Source organism: Methylobacterium sp. AC433 (assembly GCF_979253015.1).
Window position 1 is genome coordinate 136,748 of sequence record NZ_CEEDBN010000002.1, and the last position, 22,423, is coordinate 159,170.

General features: G+C 71.2%; 18 protein-coding genes, 1 pseudogene and 1 riboswitch. Of the genes and pseudogenes, 15 read left to right on the forward strand and 4 right to left on the reverse strand.

Features of this window, described 5'->3' with window-relative positions:
* Positions 1 to 9: 9 nt before the first annotated feature.
* Positions 10 to 202, reverse strand: a riboswitch (cobalamin riboswitch).
* 85 nt (positions 203 to 287) lie between these two features.
* The 5 genes and pseudogenes from cobU (at position 288) to AC0IWM_RS04195 (ending at position 4,992) form a co-directional block, all read left to right on the forward strand.
* The gene (gene cobU / locus AC0IWM_RS04175) at positions 288 to 821 is read left to right on the forward strand and encodes a bifunctional adenosylcobinamide kinase/adenosylcobinamide-phosphate guanylyltransferase (protein WP_471753209.1); all 534 of its coding nucleotides are present in this window, start codon (positions 288 to 290) and stop codon (positions 819 to 821) included.
* Positions 818 to 1,417, forward strand: a complete 600-nt coding sequence (gene cobO / locus AC0IWM_RS04180; protein WP_471753210.1) for a cob(I)yrinic acid a,c-diamide adenosyltransferase — start codon at positions 818 to 820, stop codon at positions 1,415 to 1,417. The genes cobU and cobO overlap by 4 nt, the downstream gene beginning before the upstream one ends.
* Positions 1,417 to 2,133 (forward strand): hypothetical protein, encoded by a 717-nt coding sequence (locus AC0IWM_RS04185; RefSeq protein WP_471753211.1) that lies wholly within the window; start codon positions 1,417 to 1,419, stop codon positions 2,131 to 2,133. Before cobO ends, AC0IWM_RS04185 begins: the two co-directional genes overlap by 1 nt.
* Positions 2,130 to 3,584, forward strand: coding sequence for a cobyric acid synthase (locus AC0IWM_RS04190; RefSeq protein ID WP_471753212.1), 1,455 nt, complete (start codon positions 2,130 to 2,132; stop codon positions 3,582 to 3,584). Before AC0IWM_RS04185 ends, AC0IWM_RS04190 begins: the two co-directional genes overlap by 4 nt.
* Positions 3,585 to 3,649: 65 nt before the next feature.
* Positions 3,650 to 4,992, forward strand: a pseudogene (locus AC0IWM_RS04195) (MFS transporter).
* Here the strand turns inward: AC0IWM_RS04195 and AC0IWM_RS04200 are convergent.
* Together AC0IWM_RS04200 and cbiB are read right to left on the reverse strand one after the other, a co-directional pair.
* Complete coding sequence (locus AC0IWM_RS04200) at positions 4,979 to 6,118, reverse strand: DUF3616 domain-containing protein (protein ID WP_471753213.1); 1,140 nt, start codon at positions 6,116 to 6,118, stop codon at positions 4,979 to 4,981. The pseudogene AC0IWM_RS04195 and the gene AC0IWM_RS04200 sit on opposite strands and share 14 nt — an antisense overlap.
* A gap of 8 nt (positions 6,119 to 6,126) precedes the next feature.
* Positions 6,127 to 7,128 (reverse strand): adenosylcobinamide-phosphate synthase CbiB, encoded by a 1,002-nt coding sequence (cbiB, locus tag AC0IWM_RS04205; RefSeq protein WP_471753214.1) that lies wholly within the window; start codon positions 7,126 to 7,128, stop codon positions 6,127 to 6,129.
* Between the two features lie 30 nt (positions 7,129 to 7,158).
* Between cbiB and cobD the strand changes: the two genes are divergently transcribed.
* Positions 7,159 to 8,145 (forward strand): threonine-phosphate decarboxylase CobD, encoded by a 987-nt coding sequence (gene cobD / locus AC0IWM_RS04210; protein WP_471753215.1) that lies wholly within the window; start codon positions 7,159 to 7,161, stop codon positions 8,143 to 8,145.
* Positions 8,146 to 8,152: 7 nt separating this feature from the next.
* Here cobD and AC0IWM_RS04215 read toward each other — a convergent pair whose 3' ends face one another.
* Positions 8,153 to 9,346, reverse strand: coding sequence for an MFS transporter (locus AC0IWM_RS04215; protein ID WP_471753216.1), 1,194 nt, complete (start codon positions 9,344 to 9,346; stop codon positions 8,153 to 8,155).
* Positions 9,347 to 9,842: 496 nt separating this feature from the next.
* Here AC0IWM_RS04215 and AC0IWM_RS04220 point away from each other — a divergent pair, with 496 nt between their 5' ends.
* From AC0IWM_RS04220 to AC0IWM_RS04230, 3 genes are all read left to right on the forward strand, one after another.
* A complete protein-coding gene (locus AC0IWM_RS04220; protein ID WP_471753217.1) occupies positions 9,843 to 10,043 on the forward strand; it encodes a hypothetical protein in 201 nt (66 codons plus the stop codon).
* Positions 10,044 to 10,209: 166 nt separating this feature from the next.
* A complete protein-coding gene (locus tag AC0IWM_RS04225; RefSeq protein WP_471753218.1) occupies positions 10,210 to 11,616 on the forward strand; it encodes a malonyl-CoA decarboxylase in 1,407 nt (468 codons plus the stop codon).
* Positions 11,617 to 11,762: 146 nt separating this feature from the next.
* Positions 11,763 to 13,292, forward strand: coding sequence for a malonate--CoA ligase (locus tag AC0IWM_RS04230; protein ID WP_471753219.1), 1,530 nt, complete (start codon positions 11,763 to 11,765; stop codon positions 13,290 to 13,292).
* 102 nt (positions 13,293 to 13,394) lie between these two features.
* Here AC0IWM_RS04230 and AC0IWM_RS04235 read toward each other — a convergent pair whose 3' ends face one another.
* Entirely contained in the window at positions 13,395 to 15,092 is a 1,698-nt protein-coding gene (locus tag AC0IWM_RS04235; protein ID WP_471753220.1) for a methyl-accepting chemotaxis protein, read from the reverse strand.
* Positions 15,093 to 15,557: 465 nt separating this feature from the next.
* Here AC0IWM_RS04235 and AC0IWM_RS04240 point away from each other — a divergent pair, with 465 nt between their 5' ends.
* From AC0IWM_RS04240 to AC0IWM_RS04265, 6 genes are all read left to right on the forward strand, one after another.
* Positions 15,558 to 16,712: a YihY/virulence factor BrkB family protein gene (locus tag AC0IWM_RS04240; RefSeq protein ID WP_471753221.1), complete on the forward strand. Its 1,155-nt coding sequence runs from the start codon at positions 15,558 to 15,560 to the stop codon at positions 16,710 to 16,712.
* Between the two features lie 75 nt (positions 16,713 to 16,787).
* Positions 16,788 to 17,213 carry a peptide-methionine (R)-S-oxide reductase MsrB gene (msrB, locus tag AC0IWM_RS04245; protein ID WP_471753222.1) on the forward strand — a complete coding sequence of 142 codons (426 nt, stop codon included), beginning with the start codon at positions 16,788 to 16,790 and terminating at the stop codon, positions 17,211 to 17,213.
* A gap of 311 nt (positions 17,214 to 17,524) precedes the next feature.
* A complete protein-coding gene (locus AC0IWM_RS04250) occupies positions 17,525 to 18,475 on the forward strand; it encodes a hypothetical protein (RefSeq protein WP_471753223.1) in 951 nt (316 codons plus the stop codon).
* 469 nt (positions 18,476 to 18,944) lie between these two features.
* The gene (locus AC0IWM_RS04255; RefSeq protein WP_471753224.1) at positions 18,945 to 20,348 is read left to right on the forward strand and encodes a dicarboxylate/amino acid:cation symporter; all 1,404 of its coding nucleotides are present in this window, start codon (positions 18,945 to 18,947) and stop codon (positions 20,346 to 20,348) included.
* Between the two features lie 23 nt (positions 20,349 to 20,371).
* Positions 20,372 to 21,271, forward strand: a complete 900-nt coding sequence (locus tag AC0IWM_RS04260) for an ROK family protein (protein WP_471753507.1) — start codon at positions 20,372 to 20,374, stop codon at positions 21,269 to 21,271.
* Positions 21,272 to 21,348: 77 nt separating this feature from the next.
* Positions 21,349 to 22,368, forward strand: coding sequence for an ArsR/SmtB family transcription factor (locus AC0IWM_RS04265; RefSeq protein WP_471753225.1), 1,020 nt, complete (start codon positions 21,349 to 21,351; stop codon positions 22,366 to 22,368).
* Positions 22,369 to 22,423: the final 55 nt, after the last annotated feature.

Consider the following 22,423-nt stretch of genomic DNA (forward strand, 5'->3'; position numbering starts at 1 on the left):
GGGTGGGACGATGGTCCCCTCTGGACGGCAGGTCTCCTGGCTCGCGGGTCGCTGGTCCTGCCGCCTTCCCGGATCGCTCCAGTGGCCGATGGCAGTCCCGTCTCCGCTCACAGTTGCGGGGGCAGCCGCGGTTTCAGGGTCGCCCCCTCACCGCATTCCCTTTTCACCCCGTTCCCGGGGCACCGTCCGATCCACGCTTCTACGCGGTTGCCGATCCGCTGACAACGCGACCCCGGCGGGTTTCCCGCCTTTGACCTCGAGCCCCGATTTCGGGCACAGCATTCCGCATGCCCCACCCCACGCCCCGAATGACCCTCGTGCTCGGCGGCGCGCGCTCGGGCAAGAGCGCCCACGCCGAGGCGCTGATCGAGGCGTCCCCTCGACCCTGGCTCTACCTCGCCACCGCCCGGGCCTGGGACGACGAGATGCGCGAGCGCATCGCGCTCCACCGCGCCCGCCGCCCGGACGGCTGGATCACGCAGGACGTGCCCCTCGCCTTGGCCGAGGCGGTCGCCGCCGCGACCGGGCCGGTGCTCGTCGATTGCCTGACCCTCTGGCTCACCAACCTGATCCTGTCCGAGGCCGACCTGGAGGCCGCCACCGCCGCGCTGCTCGCGGCCTGCGCGGCGGCTCCCGGCCCGGTGGTCCTGGTCGGCAGCGAGGTCGGCCTCGGGATCGTGCCGGACAACGCGCTCGCCCGCCGTTTTCGCGACGCCGCCGGGCGCCTGCACCAGCGCCTCGCGGCGCAGGCGGACCGCGTGGTGCTCACGGTGGCGGGCCTTCCCCTGATCGTGAAACCCCAACCCGGAGCCACCCCATGACGGACGCCGAACGCCATCGCGAGAAGATGGAGAAGCGCAAGGCCGTGCAGGACGCCGAGGTCGCGGAGAAGACGATCGAGAAGGGTCTCCTCATCGTCAATACCGGCCCGGGCAAGGGCAAGACCACGGCGGCTCTCGGGTTGATGCTGCGGGCGCTCGGCCACGGCTGGCGGGTCGGCGTGGTGCAGTTCATCAAGGGGGCCTGGGACACGGGCGAGAAGCACGCGCTGAAGGCCTTCGGCGATCGGATCGACTGGCACACCCTCGGCGAGGGCTTCACCTGGGAGACCCAGGACAAGGCCCGCGACATCGCCGCTGCCGAGCATGCCTGGGCCAAGGCCCTCGACCTGATGGCCGACCCGACGATCCGCCTCGTGGTGCTGGACGAGCTCAACATCGCGCTGCGCTACGACTACCTGGACCTCGACGCCGTGGTGGCAGTTTTCCGGGCGCGCCGGCCGGACCTCCACGTCATCGTCACGGGGCGCAACGCCAAGCCGGCCCTGATCGAGGCCGCCGACCTCGTCACCGAGATGGGCAGCGTGAAGCACCACTTCGCCGCCGGGGTGAAGGCGCAGGAGGGGATCGAGTTCTGATGCGGGTGGCCATGGTTGCGGTCGCGCTGTCCACGCTGACGGGACCCCACGGGCTCCGCGCCGATCCCGCGCCGGCCTGGCCCGCCACCTATCTCGGCCGCGTCGAGGCCCTGGCGGTGATGGAAGGGCTGAACGCCCGGCTGCTCGCCAGCCGCTCCGCCACCGCGACCCTCGAAGGGTGGTGCGCCGAGCATGGGATGGCCGCCACGCCCCGGCTCGCGGCGAACCTGCAGCGCGGGGTGGACAAGCCGGCCTCGGACGAGACCCGGCAGCGCCTGAATGCCGGCTCGGACACGGTCCTCCGCTACCGTCAGGTGAGGCTCGCCTGCGGCGATCACGTCCTGTCGGAGGCGGACAACTGGTACGTGCCGGAACGCCTGACGCCGGAGATGAACCGCCTTCTCGAGACGACCGACACGCCGTTCGGCCGGGCGGTCCAGGCCCTCGGCACGACGCGGCAGACCGTCGGTGCGGAGTTCCTGTGGCAGCCCCTGCCGCTAGGGTGGGAGCAGGCGCCGCCCCCGGCGGCGACCTGCGGCGCCCTCGCGATCCCCGACCACCTGTTCCGGCACCGGGCCGTGCTGTTCACGGCGGAGCGGGTGCCGTTCGCGGAGGTCGTCGAGACCTACGGCGCCGCCGTCCTGGCCTTCCATCGCGCCGCGCGGCCGGCCGATCCGGCCTGCGCCGCGCCCCCGTCGGAGCGGCCTCGGCCATGACCCGCGCCATCATGATCCAGGGCACCGGCTCGGATGTCGGCAAGTCGCTGATCGTGGCCGGTCTGTGCCGGGTCTTCGCGCGGCGCGGGCTCGCCGTGCGGCCCTTCAAGCCGCAGAACATGTCGAACAACGCCGCCGTCACCGCCGATGGCGGCGAGATCGGGCGGGCGCAGGCGCTGCAGGCGCGGGCGGCCGGGGTGGCGCTCTCGGTGCACATGAACCCGGTGCTGCTCAAGCCCCAGAGCGAGACCGGCAGCCAGGTCGTGGTCCAGGGCCGCATGGTCGGCACCGCCAGGGCGCGCGACTACCAGGCCTGGAAGCCGCGCCTCCTCGCCTCCGTGCTGGAGAGCTTTTCGTACCTGAAGGCCGAGGCCGACCTCGTGGTGGTGGAGGGCGCCGGTTCGGCCTCGGAGGTCAACCTGCGGGCCGGCGACATCGCCAACATGGGCTTTGCCCGCGCCACCGGCACGCCGGTGATCCTGCTCGGCGACATCGACCGGGGCGGCGTCATCGCCAGCCTCGTCGGCACGAAGGCGGTGATCGACCCCGCGGATGCCGCGATGATCCGGGGCTTCCTCGTCAACCGCTTCCGCGGTGATCCGAGCCTCTTCGCCGACGGCATGGCCACCATCGCGCAGGCGACCGGATGGCCGAGCTTCGGGCTGATCCCGCATTTTCCCGATGCGGCCCGCCTGCCGGCCGAGGATATGCTCGGGCTTGCCGGATCGGAACCGGGCAACGCACGCCGCAAGGTCGTGGCCGTGCCGGTGCTGCCGCGCATCGCCAATTTCGACGACCTCGACCCGCTCCGGGCCGAGCCCGACGTGGCGGTGGTGCTCGTGCGCCCGGGCGAGCCGATCCCGGTGGCCGACCTCGTGCTGCTGCCGGGCTCGAAGACCACCATCGACGACCTCGAAGCCCTCCGCGCCGAGGGCTGGGACATCGACATCCGCGCCCATGTCCGGCGCGGCGGGCGGGTGCTCGGGCTCTGCGGCGGCTACCAGATGCTCGGCCGGCGCATCGACGACCCGCACGGCATCGAGGGCGCGCCCCGCTCGGTGCCGGGCCTCGGGCTCCTCGACATCGAGACCGTGATGACGCCGGAGAAGCACCTCGCGGCCGTCACCGGCACCAGCCTACCGGACGGCGTGCCGTTCGCGGGCTACGAGATGCATGTGGGCGACACCACCGGGCCGGATACGGCGCGCCCGGCGATCCGGCTCGCGGACGGGCGCTCCGACGGCGCGGTCTCGGCCGACGGCCGCGTGACCGGCACCTACGTGCACGGCCTGTTCGCCGACGACCGCCAGCGCGGCGCCTGGCTCGCCCGCCTCGGGGCGGCCCCCAGCGGTCTCGCCTACGAGGCCGGCATCGACGCGGTGCTGGACCGGCTGGCCGATCATCTCGAGGCGCATGTCGCCTGCGAGGCCCTCCACGCCCTAGCGTTGTAGCGGCCGGAGGGATTAGGCTCGGCCTCGAAGCCCGGCTCACGACGGGCGCGGCGAGGAAGCACCCGATGGTCCCGGCCCCTCCCCAGGTGGATGCGCGTGTCGCCGAGGCGACGATCCGCACCGTGACGCTGCGGCTGATGCCGCTTCTCGGGGTGATGTACCTGATCGCCTATATCGACCGGCAGAACATCTCCTACGCCAAGCTGCAGATGGTGGGCGACTCGGCCTGAGCGAGAGCGTCTACGGCCTCGGGGCGTCGCTGTTCTTCCTCGGCTACTTCCTGTTCGAGGTGCCGAGCAACGTGATCCTGGAGCGGGTGGGGGCCCGGCGCTGGTTCGCCCGGATCATGCTCACCTGGGGGCTGATCACCATCCTCCTGGGTTTCACCCAGAACACGACGATGTTCTACATCCTCCGCTTCCTCCTCGGCGTCGCGGAGGCGGGGTTCTTCCCCGGCGTCCTGTTCGCCCTGACCCTGTGGTTCCCGCAATCGCACCGGGCGCGGATGATCGGCTGGTTCATGATCGCGAGCGCGCTCGCCAACGCGGTCGGCGCGGCCATCGGCGGCGCGCTCCTCGACCTCGACGGCACCCTCGGCCTCAAGGGCTGGCAATGGGTCTTCGTCGCCACCGGAATCCCCGCCCTGGCCCTGGCGGTCATCGTCCTGCGCATCCTGCCCGACGGGCCGGAACAGGCGCCCTGGCTCAGCCGGGAAGGGCGCGACTGGCTGAGCCGCACCCTCGTGGCCGAGCGCGAATCCGGCGGGAAGGTCGAGCACGGCAATCCCTTCGCGGCGCTCCTCGACCGGCGGGTCTGGATGCTCGCCTCCGTCTACGTCGCCTTCCCGCTGGCCGCCTACGGGCTCAGCTACTGGTTGCCCACGGTGGTGCGCAGCTTCGAGGTCTCGAACACCGTCAACGGCTTCATCAACATCATCCCGTGGCTGATCACGGCGCTGGCCCTGTGGTGGGTGCCGCGGCGGGCGGCCCGGACGGGCGACCAGGTCTGGCACGTGGTGGTGCCGGGCCTCGTCGCGGCGCTGGCCCTGGTGCTCAGCGTCCTGCTGCCGGGCTCGGCGCTGAAATTCGCCTGCCTCTGCGTGGCCGCTGCCGGAGTCTTCTCCGCCCAGCCGGTCTTCTGGTCCCTGCCGGCGACCTTCCTCAAGGGCGCGAGCGCGGCGGCCGGGATCGCCGCCATCAATTCGGTGGGCAATCTCGGCGGCTTCGTCTCGCAGAACGCGGTGCCGTTCATCCGCGACCAGACCGGCAGCGACCTCGCGCCGATGTACTTCCTGGCGGCCTGTCTCGGCGTCGGCGCGAGCCTGATGTTCGTCGTGCTCTCGGCGCTCCGCCGCGACGCCGCGCGCCGGGTCGCGGCGCAGGCGGACCCCGGCCTCAGGGTGGCGTGAGCGCGGGCGGGATCGAGACCGCGTAGGCGTGCGGTGCCCCGTTCCGCAGGCTGTCGAACAGGACGAGGACCCGGTCCGGCCCGAGCGGGACCGCGGCCTCGGCCTTGCCGTCGATGACCTTGCCCGTCTCGGTCTCGCCGCGGACCGGCGCGAGGGTGGCGACGGGGGTCAGGGTGCCGGACGGCAAGTCGGCGAGGGACAGCCGGTAGGGCACGGGCAGGCCGTTGCGGGACGAGCCCGTGAGCACCAGCATCCGTCCATCCGGCAGGATCGTGAGGTCGCGGATGCCCGCACCCGTCCCGGCCTCCAGGGCGATCGTCGCGACGTCGGCCGACAGGGCGGCCGGCCCCTCCGCGAACAGCGCCTCGACCGGCACGGAGACGAGGAAGGCCTTGCCGTCGAGGCTCGGCGCCCGCAGGCCCGCGTAGAGCCGCCCGCCGACGACGGCGAGGCCCTCGACGTTCAGTCCGTTCGGTTGCGGCGTGCCCTCCGGCGGCCGGGCGTTCCAGTCGAATTCCAAGTCGCGCAGCACGAAGTCGCGCACGGGGCCGGCGGCCATCAGGGCGTCGAACAGGCGATAGGTGCTCACCGTCTCCGCCGCGGCGGTGCCGTCGGCATTCGGGCGCAGGCGGGTGAGGATCATCGACGAGAGCTTGTACTTGCGCTTGCCCCGCGTGCAGCCGTGCGAACCGGTGACGTAGAAGTAGGGCTCGGCATAGGCGACGGCCTCGCCGTCGAGCTGGTTGAACTTGCCCGGGCCGCCGCTGCAATGGGACTGCGCCGGGGGCGTGCCGCGGATGCCCGGCGAGGGTGCCGTGCCGAGGTCGTAGGCGGAGGCGCCGGGCGTCAGCGTGGTCTCCCCGAGGCGGGCGAATTGCGCCCCGCGATTCTCGTCGTTGACGACGACGCAGAGGCGGGTGCCGTCGGCGTCCGCCGGTCGGCAGGCCATGCCGCTGATGTCGTAGGCCCGGCCGACCTGGCCGTCCTCGATCGCGCCGTCGAAGTCCCGGGTGACCGTGACGGGCGTCGGCGGGGCCTCGGCGGCGCAGGCGGGCGCCGGCCCCGCGATGCCGAGGGCGGCCAGGGCGAGGCCCGGCGCGGCGACTCGCCGGACGCGCGTCTTCATCGACCGGATCATGGGAGGGCAACCTTGAGGAGGACGAGGATCAGGAGGGCGAGCCCGAACAGGAATCCGCACGCCGTGCGGTAGAGCGCAAGCGCCCGCTCCACGTCGTCGGGCGTCGCCGCGGCGCGCCCGTCGCCCATCCAGCCATCCTCGACGCGGGTGGCGCCGTAAGTGCGGGGGCCGGCGAGGCGAAGGCCGAGGGCGCCGGCCATGGCGGCCTCCGGCCAGCCGGCATTGGGCGAGCGATGGCGGCCGGCATCCCGCCGCACCGCCCGCCAGGCATGGCCGGGCGAGGCGCCGGGATGGAGCGCGGCGGCCGCGACGAGGAGCAGGGCGGTCAGCCGCGAGGCCGGAAGGTTCACGAGATCGTCGAGGCGGGCGGCGGCCCAGCCATAGGCCTCGTGGCGCGGGGTGCGGTGGCCGATCATGCTGTCGGCGGTGTTGATCGCCTTGTAGAGCGCGCCGCCGGGCAGGCCGCCGACCCCGATCCAGAAGGCCGGCGCCACGATGCCGTCGGAGAAGTTCTCGGACAGGCTCTCGATGGCCGCCCGGCAGATGCCGGCCTCGTCCAGGCTCTCGGGATCGCGCCCGACGATCATCGACACCGCGACGCGCCCGCCCGCGAGACCGTCGCGCCGGAGATCGGCCGCCACGCGGGCGACGTGGGTGTGCAGGCTGCGCTGCGCCGGCAGGCTCGCCGCGAGCAGGGCCAGGACGAGGATCGCCGGGAGGATGCCGGCGGCGCCGGCCAGGGCGGTCAGGGCCAGGGCGAGGCCGCCGACGATTCCGAGGAGCACAAGAAGCGCGGCCATGCCGGCGAGACGGCGGCGCGCGGGCGCGCCGCGGTTCCAGCGCCGGTCGAGGCTCGCGATCAGCGCGCCGATCCAGGTGACAGGATGGCCGAGCGCCCTGTAGAGCCGGTCCGGATAGCCGGCCGCCGCCTCGACGGCCAGCGCGAGCACCAGGACGATGAGCGTATCGGGCGGATGGGTGAGGGCGGTCCAGGACATGCGGTCTCGGTGATGGCGCGCGGCCCGGGGATGGGGGAGAGGATCGCCCATGGCGGCGACCTCGATGCCGCCCGGCGCCTCTTCCCGCAAGCGCCCGAGCCCTGGATCGATCTCTCCACGGGGATCAATCCGGTGCCCTATCCGTGTCCGGCCCTGGAGGCCAGCGCCTTCCAGCGTCTGCCCTCGGCCGCCGACCTCGGCGCCCTGCGGCTGGCCGCCGCGCAAGCCTATCGCGTGGACGATCCGGACCGGATCGTCGCCGCGCCCGGAACCCAGATCCTGATCGAAACCCTGCCACGCCTGGTGGCGCGCGCCCGCGTCGCCGTGGTGGGGCCGACCTATGCCGAGCACGCCGCCGCCTGGACCCGGGCCGGCCACGCCGTCGCGAGCGTGCCGGGCATCGAGGCGGCGCGGGACGCCGACGTGGTCGTCGTCGTGAACCCGAACAATCCGGACGGGCGCAACTGGGAGGCCGGGACGCTGATGGCGCTCGCCGGCGACCTCGCGGGCCGCGGCGGCCTCCTCGTCGTCGACGAGGCCTTCGCCGACCTCGAGCCGATCGAGACCCTGGGGTCGTCCCTCGGCCCGGGCCTCGTGGTCCTGCGCTCCTTCGGGAAGACCTACGGGCTCGCCGGAATCCGGCTCGGCTTCGCCCTCGCGGAACCCGGCCTCGCCGCCGCGCTCGCCGAGGCCCTCGGCCCCTGGGCGGTCTCGGGCCCGGCCCTCGCCATCGGGCGCGCCGCCCTGTCCGACGCGGGCTGGCGCCGGGAGGCCGCCATCGCCCGCGCCGCGGATGCCGCGCGCCTCGACCGCATGATCCTGCGGGCCGGCGGCACGCCCGTCGGCGGAACCCGCCTGTTCCGCACCGCCGACTTTCCCGACGCGGCCAGCCTGTTCGACCGCCTCGGCGCGGCCGGGATCTATGTCCGACGCTTTCCCGAGGCCCCCGCGCGACTGCGCTTCGGACTGCCGCCGGACAAGGCGGCCTGGTGCCGGCTGTCGCGCATCCTCCGCTGAGGGTGCGTCAGACGGCGCGCCTCGGCTCCAGCACGTTCACGAGGAAGCCCGCGCCCGCCAGGAGGAGGCCGACGGCGCAGACGCCGGACCAGCCGGCCATGAGGAAGGCCTGCGAACCGGCGAAGGCCCCGAGTGCCCCGAACACGAACATCACCGTGAACAGCACGGTGTTGATCCGCCCGCGCGCGCTCGGCACCAGGGCGTAGACCCGGGTCTGGGTGGCGATGAGCGCGGCGTTCAGGCCGATGTCGATCAGGAGGACGCCGAGGCCCACCGCCGCCAGGGACCAGGCGCCGCCGGCCCACAGCACCGCGAAGGCCGCGACCACGAAGAGAGCGCCGGCCACCACCATCGGCCGCGGGCCGCGCCGGTCGGTGAACCGGCCGGAGAGCGGGGCCACGAAGGCGCCCGCGACGCCGATGACGCCGAACATCCCGGCTCCGGCCGCCGTGAGGTTGAAGGGCGGCGCCTCGACCAGCAGGGCCAGCGTCGCCCAGAAGGCGTTGAAGCTGGCGAACAGCAGTCCCTGCGACAGGCTCGACCGGCGCAGCGCCGGCTGGCTGCGCACGAGGTGGAGGATCGACAGCATCAGGGCGCGGTAGCGCAGGGGCCGGGTCTGCGGGACCTTCGGCAGCGTGGCGGCGGCGATGCCGGCCATCGCCAGCGCCACGACCGCGGCGGCGAAGAACACCGCGCGCCAGCCGTACTGGGCACCGACGAGGCCGCTGGCCGTGCGCGCCAGCAGGATGCCGGTGAGGAGACCGGTCATGACCTGGCCCACCACGCTGCCGCGGGTGGCGTCCGGCGCCAGCTCCGCGGCGAAGGGCACCGCCTGCTGCGCCGCCGAGGCGAGGATGCCGATGACGAGGCCCGACAGCGCCAGGCAGGGCAGGTTCGGGCTCAGCGCCGCGGCGAGGAGCGCCACGGCGAGGCCGAGGGTCTGGCCGATGATCAGGCTGCGTCGGGAGAGGCTGTCCCCCAGTGGCACCAGGCCGAGGATGCCGAGCCCGTAGCCGACGAGGGAGGCCGTCGGGACCCAGGTGGCCGCGCGTTCGCCGAATTCCCCGACGAGGAGCCCGAGCAGGGGCTGGTTGTAGTAGATGTTGGCGACGGCCCCGCCCGCGATCAGGGTCAGCCCGAGCCGGGCGCGCGGCGTGAACCCGTGGCTCCCGGTGCCGGCGGTCCGCATCCCGCCGCTCATGCGCGGCGGTCCAGGGCAGATCCGGGCCCGAGCGGGCGCGACGACGGACAGACTTGGAGGGGCATGGATGGGATCTCGGAGGTCGGCGGCGCCGGAGCCGCGACGGAATCGAGGCGCTGGCGATGGCATCCGCAGCCCGGTTAAGCCTGCGCACCCGCTTCGGCAACCTTGCCCGGTCCCGGGCGCGACGGTCAGGGGCCTTCCGCGACCGGCTCCGAGGCGTGGACAGACCTTGGTCTCCTCTTGCGAGAGCGTGGCCTTTGTCTTGGCGCCCTGGGGCCGGCCACGTCGTCGCGGGGCGCTTTCCGCCGGATTTCAAGGTTCCCATATACCGGTTGTTATGGGCGACCAGAGTTCCTGCGATCCCCGTGCAGCCTGCACTTGGATTCTTTCGCGACTTGCGCTCTGATTGAAGTGGAAGTCGGTGAGTCGCAGTGTTCGCGGGGGTCGGGCAGGCGTTCTGGCGAGGCCTCGCTCATCGACCAGGGAGTTTCGGATGGCGACGTACCGCGTCAACTTTGCCAAGCAGATCCTCGGGGTGCCGTTCACGGTCGGCTCGGTGGACATCACCCGTGCCCGTGACCCGATGCGCGCCCTGCGCGCCGCCGAGCTGCGCTTCGCCCGGCAGCATGGCGTCGTCGATTGGCGCGAGCGGGCCGATCAGGCGGAGATCGCCACCGCCTCCGGCCAGGGCTGAGCCCGCGCAAGCCCGACGCGGCGGCCTGGCCGCACACGTCTTTACGGCCACGGTCTCTGGTCCTGCGCACGCCGCCGCCCTAAGGTAGCGACCGAGCTGGAACCCCGTGATACGGGGGCTCCGGCGCGCCCAGGTCGGGCGCCAGCGAAGGGGCAGGCAGCGGGCCATGGCGGCGATCTCTTTCTTCGGCGATCTGCTCCAGACGATCAGCGACCGCGGCCGGGATCTGATCGGCATCGGCCGCGGCGATCTCGCGGCCCGCGCCAATGCGCAGGAACTGGTCAAGCTCTGCGAGGATCTGATCTCCCGCCGGGGCGAGGCCTCCGGCGTCGCCCTGGCCCGGCTCATCCTCGAGCGCTACGCCACCCTGGCGGGGCCCGAGCGCGCCAGCTTCCTGCGCCTCGTCGCCACCGAGTTCGCCGCCGATCATGCCGCCGTGGACGAGGCGATCGCCGCCTATCGGGCCGATCCGACCCGGGCCGCCCTCGGGGCGCTCCACGACGCGGCCGAGCCGCGCAGCCAGGAGCTCATCCGTCGCCTGAACCTCGCCAGGGACGGGACCCGCGCCCTGGTGCGGATGCGCGAGGATCTGTTCGGGCTTCGCCGCGACCTCCGGCGCGAGGAGGCCGATCCCGACCTCATCGACGCCGCCGACAGCCTCGACAGCGATTTCGAGCACCTGTTCGCCTCCTGGTTCAACCGCGGCTTCCTGGTGCTGCGCCACATCGACTGGACGACCCCGGCGCACATCCTCGAGAAGATCATCCGCTACGAGGCGGTGCACGAGATCGCCGGCTGGGACGACCTGCGCCGCCGGATCGAGCCGACCGACCGGCGCTGCTTCGCGTTCTTCCACCCGGCCCTGGTGGACGAGCCGCTGATCTTCGTCGAAGTCGCGCTCACCGCCGGCATCGCTCCCGCCATCGCGCCAATCCTGGCCCATGAGCGCGAGGCCCTGCCCCTGAAGGCCGCCACCACCGCGATCTTCTACTCGATCTCGAACTGCCAGAAGGGACTGGCCGGGGTCACCTTCGGCAATTTCCTGATCAAGCAGGTGGTCGAGGATCTCGCCCGGGAGATCCCGAGCCTGAAGACCTTCGTCACCCTCTCCCCGGTGCCGGGCTTCTCCGCCTGGCTCGACCGCGAGCGCCGCTCCGACGCGCCGCAGGGCCTGACCCGCGACGACGTCGAGGCCCTGCGCCTCATCGACGAGCCGGACTGGCAGAGCGACAAGGCCAAGTGCGAGGCCGTCCGCAAGGCTATGATCCCGGCGGCGGCGGCCTACTTCCTGCGCGCCAAGAACGAGCGCGGGCGCCCCCTCGACCCGGTCGCGCGCTTCCACCTCGGCAACGGCGCCCGGCTGGAGCGCCTGAACTTCCTCGGCGACGTATCGGCCAAGGGGCTCGCCCAGTCCCGCGGATTGATGGTCAACTACCTCTACGACCTCTCGGCCATCGAGAAGAACCACGAGACCTATGCCAATCTCGGCACCGTGGCCGCCTCCAGCGCGGTGAGCCGCGAATTGCGGAGCAACCTGCCGCCGATGCGGGCGGTGGCGCTCGCCGAGGCCTGATCCGCCCGCGCCGCGCTTGAGCGACGCCGGATTTCCCGCCATTCCGATGGAGCGAAGCGAAGATCGTAGGAAACCGACGATCGACAGCGTATCCGTCCCTGCGAATTTCGTCCCGCCATCTTCGTCCCACCCCGTCCGAAACGCCGATGACCAATCACCTCTTCGACCTCGTTCGCCAGAACCTGCCGGCCGATCCGGCCGCCAAGCTGTTCCTGGAGACCGGCGAGGGCGCCCGCTACTCCTATGCCGACCTCATCGTGCGCTCGGGAGCCTACGCGGCGGCCCTGGCGGCGGCGGGGGTGAAGCCCGGCGACCGGGTGGCGGTGCAGGCCGAGAAGAGCCCGGACTTCCTGTTCCTCTACCTGGGTGCCGTCCGCGCCGGGGCGGTGTTCCTGCCCCTCAACACCGCCTACACGCCCACCGAGATCGCCTACTTCCTGGGCGATGCCGAGCCGGCGCTGTTCGTCTGCGATCCGGCCAAGCGCGAGGCCCTCGCGCCCGTGGCGCGCGATGCCGGCGTGCCGGCCCTGCACACCCTCGACGCGAAGGGGCACGGCACCCTGGCGGAGGCCGCCGACGCGGAGACCGAGGCCTTCTCCGACGTGGTCCGCGGCCCGGACGACCTCGCCGCCATCCTGTACACCTCGGGCACCACCGGGCGCTCCAAGGGCGCCATGCTGAGCCACGAGAACCTGGCCTCCAACGCCCGCACCCTGGCGGAGGTCTGGCGCTTCACGGCCGAGGACGTGCTGCTGCACGCCCTGCCGGTGTTCCACACCCACGGCCTGTTCGTGGCCACCAACACCGTGCTGTCGACAGGCGGCACGATGCTGTTCCTCGGGCGGTTCGACCCGGCCCAGGTGCTCGCCCTGATGCCGCGCGCCACGGCCATGATGGGGGTTCCGACCTTCTATACCCGCCTCCTGAAGGAGGCCGGGCTGACGCCGGAGGTCACCGCGGGCATCCGCCTCTTCGTCTCGGGCTCGGCGCCGCTGCTGGCCGAAACGCACCGGGACTGGGAGGCCCGCACCGGCCACGCCATCCTCGAGCGCTACGGCATGACTGAGACCAACATGAACACCTCGAACCCCTATGCGGGCGCGCGGGTGGCCGGCACGGTCGGCCCGGCTTTGCCCGGGGTCGCCGTGCGGGTGGTCGATCCGGAGACGGGGGCGGTCCTTCCCGCCGATGCCGTCGGCATGATCGAGGTGAAGGGCCCCAACGTCTTCCAGGGCTACTGGCGCATGCCCGAGAAGACGGCGGCCGAGTTCAAGGCCGACGGATTCTTCATCACCGGCGACCTCGGCAAGATCGATCCGGACGGCTACGTCCACATCGTCGGGCGCGGCAAGGACCTCATCATCACGGGCGGCTACAACGTCTACCCGAAGGAGATCGAGAATGAGATCGACGCGCTCCCCGGGGTGGTGGAATCCGCGGTGATCGGGGTCGCGCACCCGGATTTCGGCGAGGGCGTCACCGCGGTGGTGGTGGGCCGGGCCGACGTGCCGGACGAGGCCGCCATCCTGCGCATCCTCGAGGGGCGTCTCGCCCGCTACAAGTGTCCCAAACGCGTGCTCTTCGTCGACGAATTGCCGCGCAACACCATGGGCAAGGTCCAGAAGAACGTCCTGCGGGAGACCCATGCCGGGCTCTACGGGGCCGGCGGCGCCTGAACGCCGAGGCGAGACGGCGGACTCGCCGGGCATCGTGTCCGATGGTCCCCCGGCGCCTGGATGGGGCCGCACGGTCCGGACGGGCCGCGCGGCGTCCAGACGCTAGGCGGCGCGAACGGTGCCGAGGAAACGCTGCACCTCGGCGCTGAGATGCTCCGACTGGCGGGACAGTTCGCCCGCGGCCCCCAGGACCTGGCTCGCGGCGGCACCGGTCTCCTCGGCCGCGCGGGCGACGCCCGAAATGGTGGTGGTGACGTCCGCGGTCCCCACCGAGGCCTGGGCCACGTTGCGGACGATCTCCTGCGTCGCGGCGCTCTGCTGCTCCACCGCTGCGGCGATCGCCGTCGCCACCGCACTGATGTCGCGGATGCGCGTCGTGATCGAGCCGATCGCCGAGACCGCCTGGCCCGTGGCCCCCTGGATATGGCCGATCTGGCTTCCGATCTCGTCGGTGGCCCGGGCCGTCTGGTTGGCGAGTTCCTTCACTTCCGCCGCCACCACGGCGAAGCCGCGGCCCGCCTCGCCGGCGCGGGCTGCCTCGATGGTGGCGTTGAGGGCCAGCAGATTGGTCTGGCCGGCGATGGTCGAGATCAGGCTCACCACGTCGCCGATCCGCGATACGGCACCGCTCAGTTCCTGGACCAGGGCCGAGGTGGTGTCCGCCTCGGTCACGGCGGACTGAGCCATCTGGGAGGAGTTCGAGACCTGCCGGCCGATCTCCTGCACCGAGTTGCCGAGTTCCTCCGCCGCCGCCGCCACGGTGCCCACGTTGACGGAGGCTTCCTCGGCCGCCGCCGCCACGGTGGTGGATTGCGATGCGGTCTCGCTGGCGGTGGTGGTCAGGGTCCCCGCCGTCGCCTGCAGTTCGGTGGACGACGCGGAGACCATACCGATGATGCCGCCCACGGCACCTTCGAAGCTTTCCGCAAGTTCGATCATCGTCGCGCGGCGTGCGGCGATTGCGGCCTCGTCGGCAATGCGGCGGACCTGCGCCTCCTCCGCGCTCTTTCGAGCGACCATCGCCTTGATGCCGTCCACCGCCTTGCCGACGGCGCCGATCTCATCGCCGCGCCGGGCCTCCGGGATCTCTGCATCGATCTCACCCTGGGCCATGCGGTTCAGGATCGAGACCAATCGGCCGAGCGGTCGAGTGATTCCGAACACCACGATGGCGCCGCACAGGAGGGCGGCCAGACCGAGACCGATGGCGGTGGCGGTGACCAACCGTTCGACCGCGGTGGAGATGCCTGCCTCGAGCGCCTGCTTGCCGGCCTTCATCTCCTCCGTGACCCGCTGCAAGCGCTGCTCCACGAAGCTGTTGAGATTGTACCGGACGGGTTGCGCATCGCGCTGGACGATCTGGGTTGCGATCGTATTCTCGTTCCGGAGCCCATGCTCCATGGCTCGGGCGATGACCGCGAAATAGGCCTGCGCCAAGCTTCGCAAGTTCTCACCGATCTTGCGACGTTCCGGCGTTTCGGTCATTGCGATCAGCTGATCGATGGTGTCCAGCGCCCGTTTCTCCGCCGACACATACTGTGCCTTGTATCGCGCCATCGGGGCTTCTTCGGTTTCCTGGATGATGTTCCGGACCAGCAGGCCTGCTTCCGCGATGTTCAGCTGGATCTTGAGGTACGATTCCTGCCTCACGCTGAGGACTTCGATCACTTGCTTCGCCTGGTCGGCCATGTGGTTCATCGACATGCGGGCGTAGAGGACGAGCCCGATGGCGAGGATACCCAGGGCGAACAGGGGGAGGGCGATCTTCGCCAGGATGCTGGTTCGATTGAGGAAACGCACGTGCTTGGCTCCACGACTTGAAAGGCTATCGAACAGGAGAGCTTTTGTGATGCCGAAGATTGATGATCTTTGATTAAAATACAATTTATGTCTTTAAGAGTTGCGGTTATAGTATTTCTATCCGGAAGATGCGCAGTCATCCCGGCCCGGGTGTCATCTTCCGAGCTTTCCTTGGATTGATTGTGTGGAGCCTGAGGCATGGCCGCTTCCGGTCGAGATGCCTGGAAGGTTCAAGGCGGTGCACTGACGCCGTCGGGGCAGTACACGGCGCGTTCGAGGCGAGTCCGCCATCGCTTCGTCTTTGCCGAACTCGGCCGATGAGACGATGAGCTTGTGAAATCGGACGCGATGCGGAAGCCCGTGGACGAGTGGTCGGAGCCGGAACGGTCAAGCCTGCGTCACGTTGATCCCGGGCGCCGAGACGACGAGGCGCCGAAGCGCCGTCCATCCCGTTCCGGTCCTGCCATGCCCTCTCCCCTCCGCCGCAGTCCCGCACCCGATGGCGAGGCGGCGAATCCCGTTCTGTGGACGCTGCTACTCGGGACCGCGCTGATCGCGCTCGCGGCCGCATCCGGGCGCGCGACCCGGACGCGTCCCGCCGTCGCGCCCGACCCTTCCTCGACGGAGCGGGGCGCCCGCTCGCACGAGGGGGCGGCGGCGGCCTACGTCGCGGCCACACAGATCGAGCGGGGCCGCGCCGCGCGCTCGCCCGCCGAGATCACCGCCTCGGGCTGGAAGGACATCCTCTACCGGGTCTACCTGGAGTTCAATCAGGACCGGGTGCTCTCGGTCGCGGCGGGGGTGACCTTCTACTCCCTGCTCTCGCTGTTCCCGGCCGTCGCCGCGCTGGTCTCCTGCTACGGCCTCGTGGCGGACGTGAATTCCATCAACGAGCACCTGGCCAGTATGCAGGGCGTGCTGCCCTCCGGCGCCATCGAGATCATCGGCGACCAGGTCAAGCGCATCGCCGCAAAGGGCACCGGCAGCCTCGGGCTGACCTTCTTCACCAGCCTTCTCCTCTCCCTCTGGAGCGCCAATGCCGCCATGAAGGCGATGTTCGACGCCCTGAACGTGGTCTACGAGGAGGAGGAGAAGCGGTCCTTCATCATGCTGAACCTGCGCTCGCTCACCTTCACCATCGGGGCTCTGGTCTTCACCATCCTGGCGCTCACCGGCATCGTCGTGCTGCCGGTGGTGTTCACGTTCGTGGGCCTGAGCGACACCGCCTGGCTCATCGCCCTGCTGCGCTGGCCGGGCCTCCTGCTCGTCCTGCTCGGGGGCCTGTCCCTGCTCTACCGCTACGGTCCGAGCCGCGAGCGCCCGCGCTGGCGCTGGGTCGGCGTCGGCGGCGCGGTGGCCGGCCTGCTCTGGCTCGGCGCTTCGATCCTGTTCTCCTGGTACGTCTCCAGCTTCGGCAACTACAACGAGACCTACGGTTCCCTCGGGGCGGCCATCGGTTTCATGACCTGGATCTGGATCTCCACCACGATCGTTCTGCTCGGCGGCGAGATCAACGCCGAGATGGAGCACCAGACGGCGCGCGACACCACCACCGGACCCGAACTGCCCATGGGCGCGCGCCGGGCACGGATGGCCGACACGCTCGGGGCCGTGGCCTGAGGGCGGCCTCCCCACGCGGGTGTCGGGCGCCTATCTAAGGGGCAACCCCCCGAGCCCCTGAGGAGTACAGGCCCGATGTCTTCCCCTTCGACGTCTTCACAGTCCATGGACGAGGTCCAGGCCCGCAGCGAGGCGGAGTGGCGCGAGCGCCTCACGCCGGACCAGTACCGCGTGCTGCGCGAGCACGGCACCGAGCGGGCCGGCACCAGTTGCCTCAACGCCGAGAAGCGCCCGGGCGTCTTCCATTGCGCCGGCTGCGACGCGCCGCTCTTCGTCACCGGCACCAAGTTCGAGAGCGGCACCGGCTGGCCGAGCTTCTTCGACCCCCTCGACGAGGCGGTGGAGACCACCGTCGATCGCAGCCACTGGATGACCCGCACCGAGGTCCATTGCGCCCGCTGCAAGGGCCATCTCGGCCACGTCTTCGACGACGGGCCGCCGCCCACCGGCCTGCGGTATTGCATGAACGGGCTCTCGCTGCGCTTCGAACCGGAGGCATGACGAGCCCCTCCGCCGGGTTTCGGTGGGGACGGTGCGAGGCCCAAGGCGGTGCGGCGGCGAGGATGGTCTTGATTTCGCCGTCGTTTTGCTTAGTCCGGAACGACGAACTATTGGCCGATCTGTCCCGGCGCGGCTGGGAATGATCATAGATCATAGCCTACGTCATCGTTCCACGTGGAGGGCCGCCGGCCCGGCGCGGGGACACCTGGAACCCGGTCCGCCCGCCTCGCGTCGTCGGAGGTCTGCGGCCCTGACGTCAGCGTCTGCCCGGACCCACGCCCCCGGGCCGACCGACCTCGCGGAGAATGTCGATGAGCCTCGTACGCCGGTTTCTCGTGGCCCCCTCCCTGGTGCGCCTCATCCGCAAGGAGCGCGGCGGCGCCCGGATCACCGAGGGCTACTTCGCGCCCCAGGCCGGTCGGGTCTCCTACGTCCGGGTCGACGGGCAGACCTGCCATCTCGTCTTGGTGACCTCGGCGCCGGACGGCACCGCGAGCGAGGAGCGCACCGACGTGCCGCGCGCCCATGGCGACGCGCTGATGGATGTCTGCTCCGGCAAGGCCGCCTATGACCGCACGGCGCTGGCTCTCGGCGGCGGCCGCGAGGCGCTGATCGACCGCTACGTGGCTCCGGGCGAGTTCGACCTCGTGAGCGTGTCGTTCGACGGAGCCGACGAGGCGCAGGCATTCGCGGTGCCGTCCTGGTTCGGTCCCGAGGTCTCGGGCGATCCCAGCTACGACCGCCACGCGGTCGCCCTCCAGGGCGTGCCGCAACCCGGCGAGATCGCCCTGTCCAACGCCGCCCTCGATGCCGTGCTGGACCTGGTCGAGCCGCGCTTCGGCTTCGGCCGCTTCGGCGCTCCGAAGACCAACAGCACCAGCACCAGCACCAGCAGCGATGGCGACGGGACGATGAAGGCCCTGCGCCGGGTCGTGGGCAGCGGCGCGGCCGCGGCCCCGGTCGCTGCCGAGGCGGTGCCCGTGCCGGCTCCCCCGCCCGCGGAGCCTGCCCCGGTGGAGGCGCACGCCGTCGCCGAGCCCGAAGCGGCCGAGGCCCATGCGCAGCCCGATTCCGGCGCGGCCGAAGCGCATGCCGAGACCCCGTCGCACATCGACTCGCGCATCGACGACGTGATCGAGAGCCTGTCGCAGGCCCTCGGCAACCCGCAGCCTCAGTCGAAGGGCGGCGCGCGTGGCGAGGACGATATCGCCGCCGAGTTCGAGCGCTGGACCGTCCGTCCGCGCCGCACGCAGCAGACCTGATCCGAAGGACAGGTCCACGGCCCGGTCGCCCTCTCCGAAGGGCGACCGCCGATCCGGGGCATCCTCCCCAGATCCTGCGCGCAGCGCCGGGGCGTCCCGAGGTCCGCACCGCGGAGCCCGGAATCCGTGCGGGTCGCGCCGGCCTCTCCAACCTCGGCGGCTCCTCCTGACCGCACGCCGCCGGCGCGCCCCTCCCGGTCCGTCCCTCCCTGCCACGGCTCGGACTGACGGTGCCGTTCGTCGCCCGACTTCGGCAACCGATGCCGGACCGGGGCGCCACGGCTGCGTGCACCCTCCGGCCGGCCTGCCCGCACCGGAGCGCGTCCTCCCGCCCCTTTGACCGCGAAGGGCATGTAAGCCCTCGCCGATTGTCATCGCTGACCACCGCCTGCGATTGAGCGGCGCGAATAAACTGGCTAGCGTCGGGATTAACAATCAGTGGGTTGCGCAGAGCGCAGCGGGAGGGATCATGGCCCAGACGACGACCTATGGAACGGCACCGGCCGCAGTCCCTCGTCCGGTCAAGGAACCCTGGTACAAGGTACTCTATATCCAGGTTCTGATCGCGATCGCCCTCGGCGTGCTCCTCGGTTGGTTGCATCCCGAATGGGGCAAGTCGGTCAAGTGGCTCGGCGACGCCTTCATTGCCCTGATCAAGATGATGATCGCGCCGATCATCTTCTGTACCATCGTGCACGGCATCGCCTCGATCGGTGACCTGAAGAAGGTCGGTCGTGTCGGCCTGAAGGCACTGGTCTACTTCGAGGTGGTCTCCACCATCGCGCTGCTCATCGGCGTCCTGGTCGGCGAGGTCGTCAAGCCGGGTGCCGGCTTCAACGCCGACGTGACGAAGCTCGACGGCAAGGCGGTCGAGAAATACGCCAAGATGGCCGCCGACGATTCGGTGACCGGCCACATCATGGCGCTGATCCCGAAGAGCTTCTTCGACGCCTTCGCCACCGGCGACCTGCTGCAGGTGCTGCTGATCTCGATCCTCACCGGCGTCGTCGTCACCGGCATGGGCCAGCGCGGCGAGGCCATCACCCACGCCATCGACACGATGGGGCAGATCTTCTTCCGCATCATCGGCCTCGTGGTGAAGCTCGCGCCGATCGGCGCCTTCGGCGCCATGGCCTTCACCATCGGCCAGTACGGCATCGGCAAGGTGATCGACCTCGCCTGGCTCGTCGGCACCTTCTACGTCACCGCGTTCCTGTTCGTGATCCTGGTTCTCGGCGGCATCGCCCGGGTGGCCGGCTTCTCGATCTTCAAGTTCCTGGCCTACATCAAGGACGAACTCCTCATCGTGCTGGGCACCTCGTCCTCCGAGACGGTGCTGCCGCACATGATGACGAAGATGCGCCGCCTCGGAGCCTCGGATTCGGTGGTCGGCCTCGTGATCCCGACGGGCTACTCGTTCAACCTCGACGGCACGAACATCTACATGACCCTGGCCTCGCTGTTCCTGGCCCAGGCCGTGGGAGCCGACCTGTCCTTCGGCCAGTACGCCACGATCATCCTGGTGGCGATGCTGACCTCCAAGGGCGCCTCCGGCGTCACCGGCGCGGGCTTCATCACCCTGGCGGCGACGCTGAGCGCCATTCCCAACAACCCGGTGCCGGTGGCGGCCATGACCCTGATCCTCGGCGTCGACAAGTTCATGTCGGAGTGCCGCGCGATCACCAACCTCATCGGCAACGGCGTCGCCACCGTGGTGGTCAGCCGCTGGGAGGGCGAACTCGATCAGGAGAAGCTGAATCAGGTGATGGCGCATCCGGTCTCGATCGGCACCGACATCTCCGACCACGCACCCGAGATGGACTCGGGCGGTGCTACGAACCCGGCGGCCCCGATCCCGGCCGCGGCGCGCTGACGGACCCGGACCTGTCCGAAACCCTGCGCATCGGCATCGATCTCGGCGGCACCAAGATCGCCGGGATCGCCCTCGCGCCCGATGGCGCGACCCGGGCCGAGCACCGGGTCGCCACGCCGCGTGACGACTACGCGGCGACCCTCGCGGCCATTGCGGATCTGGTGCGGGACCTGGAGGCGCAGGCGGGCGCCACCGGCACCGTCGGCATCGGCATGCCCGGTGCGATCTCGCCGCGCACCGGCCTCGTCAAGAACGCCAACTCGGTCTGGCTGAACGGCCGGCCCTTCGCCCGGGATCTCGAGCGCGCCCTGGCCCGCCCGGTGCGCCTGGAGAACGACGCCAACTGCCTCGCCGTGTCCGAGTCCATCGACGGAGCCGGGGCGGGCCTGCCCGTCGTCTGGGCCATCATCCTCGGCACCGGCGTCGGCTCCGGCATCGCCCTGCAGGGCCGCGCCCTTTCGGGGCGCGACCGGATCGCCGGCGAGTGGGGCCACAATCCGCTGCCAGCGCCCCGCGACGAAGAGCGCCCCGGCCCCGCCTGCTACTGCGGCCGGCACGGATGCCTCGAAACCTGGGTCTCCGGCCCGGCGCTCGCCGCCGATCACGGCCGCCGCACGGGGGCGATGCTGCGCGGCGAGGCCGTGATCTCGGCCCTGCGGTCGGGCGACGCCGAGGCCGGGGTGACCCTCGAACGCTACCTCGATCGCCTCGGGCGCGGCATGGCCCAGGTGATCAACCTGCTCGATCCCGACGTCATCGTTATCGGCGGCGGCCTCTCGCGCGTGCCGGAGATCCTCGCGGGCCTGCCGGCTCGGGTGGCGCCGCACGTTTTCTCGGATGCGTTCGACACCCCGATCCGCGCGAGTCTGCACGGCGATGCCTCGGGCGTCCGCGGGGCGGCCTGGCTCTGGAACGCGCCCTGACGCGCCGGCATCGTTGCGGCCGAAGCTGATGCCGGAGACGCTTGTCAGGGCTCTCGTTTTCACATAAAGATATCTTTATGTCTAACACGGGTTCCTCGCCGACGACGGCCCTGCCATTTCCCGACGCCCTCGCCATCCTGCGGGCGGCAGCGGAGGAGACGCGCCTGCGCATCCTCGCGCTGCTGGCTGCCGGGGAACTCTCGGTTTCCGATCTCACCGACATCCTGGGCCAGTCGCAGCCGCGCATCTCGCGCCATCTCAAGCTGCTCGTGGAGGCGGGTCTGGTGGAGCGCCATCGCGAGGGCGCCTGGGCCTTCTTCCGCCTGGTCGAGGACCGCGCCGTCCTGGTCGAGCCGCTGGTGGCCGGGCTCGACGCCACCCGCGCGCCGCTCTCCGAGGATTTCGCTCGTCTGCAGGCCGTGCGCGCCCAGCGGGCCGAGGCCGCCCAGGCCTTCTTCGCCCGCCTCGCGCCGAAATGGGACCGCCTGCGCTCCCTGCACGTGCCGGAAGCGACCGTCGAGGCCGCGGTGCTCGACGCGCTCGGTGACCGGCCGATCCAGAACTTGGTCGACCTCGGCACCGGAACCGGGCGCATGCTCGGGCTCCTGGCCGGGCGCGCCGCCCGCGCGGTCGGGCTCGACTCGAACCACGCCATGCTCTCGGTGGCGCGGGCCAACCTGGAGCGGATGGGCCTGTCGCGGGTCGACCTGCGCCAGGGCGACATCCACGCGCCGCCCTTCGGGCGCGGCGGGTTCGACCTCGTCGTGGTCCACCAGGTGTTGCACTACCTCGACGATCCGGCCCGGGCCCTGCGCGAGGCCGCCCGCCTCGTCGCACCCGGCGGGCGCCTGCTGGTGGTGGATTTCGCGCCCCACGACCTCGAATTCCTGCGCGAGGCCCAGGCCCATCGCCGGCTCGGCTTCGCGCCCGAGCAGGTGACGGGTTGGCTGAACGATGCGGGCCTGCCCACCGTCACCACCCGGGACCTCGCCCCCACCGGCGAGGTCGAGGACCAGTTGACCGTGACGCTCTGGCTCGCCACCGATGCCGCCGAGATGGCGGCGCCCGCGCTCGAACCGGAGTTGGCCGTCGCCTGAGGGCGGCATCCCGCGGCCAGTGAAACCCTTTTAAGCCAAACCTTTCGACGCCCGT

What these genes read in the sequence shown, in the direction of transcription:
- AC0IWM_RS04255 (WP_471753224.1), top strand. Translation starts at nt 18,945, where the DNA reads ATGGCCCAGACGACGACCTATGGAACGGCACCGGCCGCAGTCCCTCGT.
- AC0IWM_RS04240 (WP_471753221.1), top strand. Translation starts at nt 15,558, where the DNA reads ATGCCCTCTCCCCTCCGCCGCAGTCCCGCACCCGATGGCGAGGCGGCG.
- AC0IWM_RS04185 (WP_471753211.1), top strand. Translation starts at nt 1,417, where the DNA reads ATGCGGGTGGCCATGGTTGCGGTCGCGCTGTCCACGCTGACGGGACCC.
- msrB (WP_471753222.1), top strand. Translation starts at nt 16,788, where the DNA reads ATGTCTTCCCCTTCGACGTCTTCACAGTCCATGGACGAGGTCCAGGCC.
- AC0IWM_RS04250 (WP_471753223.1), top strand. Translation starts at nt 17,525, where the DNA reads ATGAGCCTCGTACGCCGGTTTCTCGTGGCCCCCTCCCTGGTGCGCCTC.
- cbiB (WP_471753214.1), bottom strand. Translation starts at nt 7,128, where the DNA reads ATGTCCTGGACCGCCCTCACCCATCCGCCCGATACGCTCATCGTCCTG.
- AC0IWM_RS04230 (WP_471753219.1), top strand. Translation starts at nt 11,763, where the DNA reads ATGACCAATCACCTCTTCGACCTCGTTCGCCAGAACCTGCCGGCCGAT.
- AC0IWM_RS04220 (WP_471753217.1), top strand. Translation starts at nt 9,843, where the DNA reads ATGGCGACGTACCGCGTCAACTTTGCCAAGCAGATCCTCGGGGTGCCG.
- cobU (WP_471753209.1), top strand. Translation starts at nt 288, where the DNA reads ATGCCCCACCCCACGCCCCGAATGACCCTCGTGCTCGGCGGCGCGCGC.
- cobO (WP_471753210.1), top strand. Translation starts at nt 818, where the DNA reads ATGACGGACGCCGAACGCCATCGCGAGAAGATGGAGAAGCGCAAGGCC.
- AC0IWM_RS04225 (WP_471753218.1), top strand. Translation starts at nt 10,210, where the DNA reads ATGGCGGCGATCTCTTTCTTCGGCGATCTGCTCCAGACGATCAGCGAC.
- AC0IWM_RS04265 (WP_471753225.1), top strand. Translation starts at nt 21,349, where the DNA reads ATGTCTAACACGGGTTCCTCGCCGACGACGGCCCTGCCATTTCCCGAC.
- AC0IWM_RS04200 (WP_471753213.1), bottom strand. Translation starts at nt 6,118, where the DNA reads ATGAAGACGCGCGTCCGGCGAGTCGCCGCGCCGGGCCTCGCCCTGGCC.
- AC0IWM_RS04190 (WP_471753212.1), top strand. Translation starts at nt 2,130, where the DNA reads ATGACCCGCGCCATCATGATCCAGGGCACCGGCTCGGATGTCGGCAAG.
- cobD (WP_471753215.1), top strand. Translation starts at nt 7,159, where the DNA reads ATGGGGGAGAGGATCGCCCATGGCGGCGACCTCGATGCCGCCCGGCGC.
- AC0IWM_RS04215 (WP_471753216.1), bottom strand. Translation starts at nt 9,346, where the DNA reads ATGAGCGGCGGGATGCGGACCGCCGGCACCGGGAGCCACGGGTTCACG.